Source organism: Pseudomonas sp. R62, from assembly GCF_000257605.1.
GTDB classification, from domain to species: Bacteria; Pseudomonadota; Gammaproteobacteria; order Pseudomonadales; family Pseudomonadaceae; genus Aquipseudomonas; species Aquipseudomonas atacamensis.
In genome coordinates this window covers 218,256-224,463 of the sequence record NZ_JH635999.1, presented here as the reverse complement: position 1 = coordinate 224,463, position 6,208 = coordinate 218,256, and the positions used below count along the sequence as shown (strand labels likewise).

Sequence of the window (6,208 nt, the reverse complement as noted above, 5' to 3'; positions counted from 1 at the left end):
GTCGATGGATGGACGATCGCCCTGCGGCGTGCGCAGTTTGTCGACGATGGCGTCTTTGACTTTCAGCGCGCCGAAGTGGGTATTGTCGATGCCCGAGCCGTGGCCGCTGAACTCGACGGCCAGGGTGCCGTCGCTGAGCATGTGATCCTGCCAGTCGATGTCGAGCACGCCGTGGTAGAGGTCTTCGGCGTCCTTCATCGGGAAACGCTTGAGCACCAGCAACACACGGTTGGCCAGACGCGACCAGAGGCACAGGCGATAGGCGGTTTCCATGGTCGCCATGCCACGCACGGCGGAGGTGTGCTCGCGCGCTTCTTCAAGGCCAAGCCCGACGGCTTCCTCGATGAGCAGGCCTTCAAGGCCTTTGGGGCAAGTGAGGAAGAGTTCGAAACGATCGGACATGGTAATTCCAGAGCCTTTGGCTAGTGGGCCGGCAACGCATTGCCGACCCGGTTTTCAATCAGGCGCTTTTCTGAAAGAGCGCCCGCGTGGCACGAAGGTGTGCCGTTCCATCCCCGCTGCTCGGGTTAAAAGAGCTTAGATGCCGGGACAGATAAAAAAGTTGGTGCAACAAAAAGACTGAAAGCGACCCTTCGTCGAATATTACCCAAGCGCAAACGTGGGTCATTCTCACTAAAGGATTAACCCCCTGAGTCAGCGGGGCGCCGATCATACCGGGGTTTGCGCATTGAACGTTGAATAAATAAGCGGTTACTTATCGCCATAGCATCCTTTACGTTACGTGCTTATGACAAAACGATCATTCCCTCGGTGTGACTCATTGGTTAGAACTGAGCACAGGTTGACGTCGCAACGGCGTCAACACCTTGGCTCGCCACGCCGGCAGCGAGCCGCACGATGGCAGGTTTTTTCTGCCAGACCTCAATTGAGGTCAACGCGACACTACAGTCAACAAGTGAGGGAAACACCCTATGAGAAGACTTAAGCGTGATCCGTTGGAAAGAGCATTTTTGCGCGGATATCAATATGGCGTTGGTGGCAAATCCCGTGAGCTTTGCCCATTTACTCTACCGTCGGTACGTCAAGCCTGGATCAACGGCTGGCGAGAAGGACGCGGCGACAACTGGGACGGTATGACCGGCACTGCGGGAATCCACAGACTCAACGAACTTCACGCCGTCGGCTGACACAGGGCATTTATTCCGACACGACAATCTGAATTTGCAATGAATTAACCACGCACGTCCTTCCCGGACGGCGGGCTACGGCCCAGGGGCTCCTTCGAGGAGCCCTTTTTAATGCCTGCAAAAAGGGTTAACCGGGTTCCACGTGGCGAGGGGATTTATCCCCGCTCGGCTGCGCAGCAGTCGCGAAATCGGAATTTCAATTTAACTGGCATATCAATGTGCAAGGTTTGGGGCTGCTGGGCAGCCCAGCGGGGATAAATCCCCTCGCCACAAAGGCTCCGCACAAGGCTTTGGCAATCCTCAGCGCAACGCGGCGATCGCATCCACCGATTCACGAATCAGCGCCGGGCCTTTGTAGATGAAGCCCGAATAGATCTGCACCAGGCTTGCACCGGCCGTGATCTTCTCCGCCGCGTGCTTGCCTTCGGTAATCCCGCCCGCGGCAATGATCGGCAAGCGCCCGGCCAATTCGCCCGCCAGCACTTTCACGGTATGGGTGCTCTTCTCACGCACCGGCGCACCCGACAGACCGCCCGCCTCGTCGCCATGCTCCATGCCTTCGACGCCGATACGGCTCAAAGTCGTATTGGTGGCGATGACCGCGTCCATGCCGGTTTCGATCAATGCCTGGGCCACCTGCGCGGTTTCTTCGTCGGTCATGTCAGGGGCGATCTTGATTGCCAGCGGCACATGCTTGCCGTGACGCAGGGCCAGTTCGGCGCGACGGGTGGCCAGATCAGCGAGCAATTGCTTGAGCGAGTCACCGAACTGCAGGCTGCGCAGGCCCGGGGTGTTTGGCGAGCTGACGTTGACGGTGACGTAGCTGGCGTGGGCGTAAACCTTGTCCAGGCAGATCAGGTAATCGTCGACCGCACGCTCGACCGGGGTGTCGAAGTTCTTGCCGATATTGATGCCCAGCACGCCCTGGTATTTCGCCGCAGCGACCCGCGCCAGCAAGTTATCGACACCAAGGTTGTTGAAACCCATGCGGTTGATGATCGCCTCGGCTTCCGGCAGGCGGAAGATCCGTGGTTTCGGGTTACCCGGCTGCGGACGCGGGGTCACGGTGCCGATTTCGACAAAACCGAAACCCAGTTGCGCAAAGCCATCGATGGCCGCGCCGTTCTTGTCCAGACCTGCCGCCAGCCCTACCGGGTTCGGAAACTCCAGCCCCATGACGGTCACCGGCATTTTCGCCGGTGCCTTGCACAGCAAGCCGTTGAGGCCCAAACGTCCACCCGCGCCGATCAGATCCAGCGACAGATCGTGGGAGGTTTCCGGGGAAAGTTTGAACAACAGCTGACGGGCCAGGGTGTACATGGGCGGCAATGACTCGGGCGGCGAAAAGAGGCGGCGATTATAGCCGGGCATCGTCCCCCGGCGCGAGGCGCCTGCGCGAATCAGGCGACTGGCATATGCCTTGCACCACCCTGCTCATCAGTCTGCCGACCAATGACGGCGCGCAGGCCAGGACAATGGCGTCGTCCCCGGGTTTTGCCTGCGCAGAATCCGGGACGACGTTTTTTTTGAGGTAGCGTATGAACGAAACGTCCTTGGGGCCTCTGGCCTGGGTCAATGGCAGCGACGCGCCGGAAAAGAGCGCGATCAATCTCGGCTTCATGGCGCTGAGCGACTGCGCCTCGGTGGTGGTCGCCGCCACTCAGGGCTTCGCCCAGCCCTACGGCCTGACCCTGAACCTCAAGCGTCAGGCGTCATGGGCCAACTTGCGCGACAAACTGGTCAGCGGCGAACTGGATGCCGCGCACAGCCTGTACGGACTGGTTTACGCGGTGCACCTGGGCATCGGCGGCGTCGCCCCCACCGACATGGCAGTGCTGATGGGTCTGAACCAGAATGGCCAGAGCCTGAACCTGTCCCATGGTTTGCAACAGGCTGGCGTGAACAGTCCTGAAGCGCTCGATCGGCATGTGCACCAAAGCCGCGCAAAACTGACCTTCGCCCAGACTTTTCCCACCGGCACTCATGCGATGTGGCTTTATTACTGGCTGGCGAGCCAGGGCATTCATCCGTTGCAGGACGTCGACAGCGTGGTCGTGCCGCCGCCGCAAATGGTCGCGCACCTGCAAGCCGGGCGCATCGACGGTTTTTGCGTCGGCGAACCGTGGGCGGCCAGCGCCGTGCAGCAGGATCTCGGCTTCACCCTAGCGACCAGCCAGAGCATCTGGCCCGACCACCCGGAAAAAGTCCTCGGCTGCACCCGGGAATTTGTCGAGCAATACCCCAACACCGCGCGGGCGCTGGTCATGGCCATCCTTGAGGCCAGCCGCTTCATCGAAGAGAGCCCGGAAAACCGCCGCAGCACTGCGCAATTGCTCAGCGCCGCCGAATACCTCGACACCCCCGCCGCGTGCATCGAGCCGCGTTTCATGGGGGATTACGCCGACGGACTCGGCAATCGCTGGCAGGACCCGCATGCGCTGCGTTTTCATGGCGATGGCGAGGTCAATCTGCCCTACCTTTCCGACGGCATGTGGTTCATGACCCAGTTCCGTCGCTGGGGTCTGTTGCGCGAGGATCCGGATTATCTGGCCGTCGCCCGCCAGGTTCAGCGTCTGGATCTGTATCGCGAGGCAGCGAGCGCTGTCGGTATTGCGGCTTCGCACGCCGACCTGCGCAGCAGCCAGTTGCTCGACGGCAAGGTCTGGGACGGCAACGATCCGGCGGGCTATGCGCGCAGTTTCAAGCTGCACGCGTTGAACGACGATGCACCCCTTCTCGCCCGCCGCTGACAGGAGACCGCGAACATGTTGCGCATTCTGCTGATCAACGACACCGCGAAAAAAGTCGGACGCCTGAAAGCGGCGCTGACCGAGGCCGGCTTCGAGGTAATCGACGAGTCCGGCCTGACCATCGACCTGCCGGCGCGCGTCGAAACGGTGCGCCCGGACGTGATCCTGATCGATACCGAGTCACCGAGCCGCGATGTCATGGAGCAAGTGGTGCTGGTCAGCCGCGACCAGCCCCGGCCGATCGTGATGTTCACCGACGAACATGACCCGGGGGTGATGCGTCAGGCGATCAAGTCCGGGGTCAGTGCCTACATCGTCGAAGGCATTCACGCACAACGGTTGCAGCCGATTCTCGATGTGGCGATGGCGCGCTTCGAGAGTGACCAGGCCCTGCGCGCGCAATTGCAGGCGCGCGATCAGCAACTGGCCGAGCGCAAGCGCATTGAGCTGGCCAAGGGTTTATTGATGAAGATGAAGGATTGCAACGAGGAAGAGGCCTATACGCTGATGCGCCGCCAGGCGATGAGCCGCCAGCAGAAGCTGATTCAGGTGGCGGAGCAGATCATTGCCATGAGTGAGTTGCTGGGCTGAAATTTTCGCTGCAAATCAAGAGCCCCTCACCCTAGCCCTCTCCCGGGGGGAGAGGGGACCGACCGCGTTGTCTTGCGCTGTCCGCCGACCTGAACGACCGAGTCGATTATGGATTCACTCGAAATCGTTCAGATCGGCAAATGATTCGGCCATCCCCCGCTCGGTTCCCTCTCCCTCTGGGAGAGGGCTAGGGTGAGGGGCTTTTGCTTTTCAGCTGTTGGCACAAATCTCGCTAAGTAAACCGCACAGGTAACCAACGGCGGTTGCCCCACCTACGACAAAGACGTCGCTCACCCCGTTCGCCCCCCGGCGAATCAGGTAGCGGCGTTTTTGCGTTTTGGCCCCACAGAACGGGGCCGGTGGTGCGGCCGTGAGGCGCTCCACCTGCTGTGCATGACTCCTTTCGAGACTCTTTTCAGCCGAGGTGCGCGATGAATTCAAGCTTCTGGAAATCCGGCCATACCCCGACCCTGTTCGCGGCCTTCCTGTATTTCGACCTGAGCTTCATGGTCTGGTACCTGCTCGGCCCGCTGGCGGTGCAGATTGCCGCCGACCTGCACCTGACCACCCAGCAACGCGGCCTCGTCGTCGCCACGCCGATTCTCGCCGGCGCGGTGTTGCGCTTCGCCATGGGCATGCTCGCTGATCGCTTGTCGCCCAAGACCGCCGGGCTGATCGGCCAGGTCATCGTCATCTGCGCGCTGTTCGGCGCCTGGAAACTGGGTATCCACAGTTATGAACAGGCGCTGATCCTCGGCTTGTTCCTCGGCATGGCCGGCGCATCATTTGCCGTGGCGCTGCCGCTGGCCTCGCAGTGGTACCCGCCAGAGCACCAAGGCAAAGCCATGGGCATCGCCGGCGCGGGCAACTCCGGCACCGTGTTCGCCGCGCTGCTGGCGCCAGTGATTGCCGCCGCGTTCGGCTGGAGCAATGTCTTCGGTTTCGCCCTGATCCCGCTGGTTCTGACCTTGGTGCTGTTCGCCCTGTTGGCAAAAAACGCCCCGCAGCGGCCAAAACCGAAAGCCATGGCCGACTACTTCAAGGCCCTCGGTGATCGCGACAGTTGGTGGTTCATGTTTTTCTACAGCGTCACCTTCGGCGGTTTCATCGGCCTGGCCAGCGCCCTGCCCGGTTACTTCAACGATCAATACGGTCTGAGCCCGGTAACCGCCGGCTACTACACCGCTGCCTGCGTGTTCGGCGGCAGCCTGATGCGGCCACTGGGTGGCGCGCTGGCCGATCGCTTCGGCGGCATTCGCACCTTGCTGGCGATGTACACCGTCGCTGCCATCTGCATCGCCGCCGTCGGCTTCAATCTGCCAAGTTCCTACGCGGCGCTGGCACTTTTCGTCTGCACCATGCTCGGCTTGGGCGCGGGCAACGGTGCGGTTTTCCAACTGGTGCCGCAGCGTTTTCGTCTGGAGATCGGCGTGATGACCGGGCTGATCGGCATGGCCGGCGGTATCGGCGGCTTCGCCCTCGCGGCCGGCATGGGCGCGATCAAGCAAAGCACCGGCAGCTATCAACTGGCACTGTGGTTGTTCGCCAGCCTCGGCGTGCTGGCATGGTTTGGCCTGCACGGCGTCAAGCGTCGCTGGAGAACCACCTGGGGTTCGGCGGCGGTGACAGCGGCGCGGGTCTGAGGCCCCAATGGCCCTGCAACTGAGCTTCGCCGAAGCCAGCGCCACCGGCCCGCGCGCGGAGAATCAGGACGCCCTG

At 61.6% G+C, this 6,208-nt stretch carries 6 protein-coding genes; 4 read left to right on the top strand and 2 right to left on the bottom strand.

Features of this window, described 5'->3' with window-relative positions:
- A partial coding sequence (locus OQK_RS19405) for a THUMP domain-containing protein (RefSeq protein WP_038861416.1) occupies positions 1 to 402 on the bottom strand: 402 nt, incomplete at its 3' end.
- Between the two features lie 530 nt (positions 403 to 932).
- On the opposite strand from OQK_RS19405, the gene rmf reads away from it, so the two are divergent.
- Positions 933 to 1,148 carry a ribosome modulation factor gene (gene rmf / locus OQK_RS29395; RefSeq protein WP_003223300.1) on the top strand — a complete coding sequence of 72 codons (216 nt, stop codon included), beginning with the start codon at positions 933 to 935 and terminating at the stop codon, positions 1,146 to 1,148.
- A 300-nt stretch (positions 1,149 to 1,448) separates the two neighbouring features.
- Here rmf and OQK_RS19400 read toward each other — a convergent pair whose 3' ends face one another.
- Positions 1,449 to 2,468, bottom strand: coding sequence for a quinone-dependent dihydroorotate dehydrogenase (locus OQK_RS19400; RefSeq protein ID WP_016773841.1), 1,020 nt, complete (start codon positions 2,466 to 2,468; stop codon positions 1,449 to 1,451).
- Between the two features lie 218 nt (positions 2,469 to 2,686).
- Between OQK_RS19400 and OQK_RS19395 the strand changes: the two genes are divergently transcribed.
- The 3 genes from OQK_RS19395 to OQK_RS19385 all read left to right on the top strand — a co-directional run bounded on the left by OQK_RS19395 (position 2,687) and on the right by OQK_RS19385 (position 6,132).
- Entirely contained in the window at positions 2,687 to 3,898 is a 1,212-nt protein-coding gene (locus tag OQK_RS19395) for a CmpA/NrtA family ABC transporter substrate-binding protein (RefSeq protein ID WP_016773840.1), read from the top strand.
- Between the two features lie 15 nt (positions 3,899 to 3,913).
- Complete coding sequence (locus tag OQK_RS19390) at positions 3,914 to 4,489, top strand: ANTAR domain-containing response regulator (protein WP_007916390.1); 576 nt, start codon at positions 3,914 to 3,916, stop codon at positions 4,487 to 4,489.
- 431 nt (positions 4,490 to 4,920) lie between these two features.
- Positions 4,921 to 6,132: a nitrate/nitrite transporter gene (locus OQK_RS19385; protein WP_016773839.1), complete on the top strand. Its 1,212-nt coding sequence runs from the start codon at positions 4,921 to 4,923 to the stop codon at positions 6,130 to 6,132.
- The last annotated feature ends 76 nt before the right edge of the window (positions 6,133 to 6,208 follow it).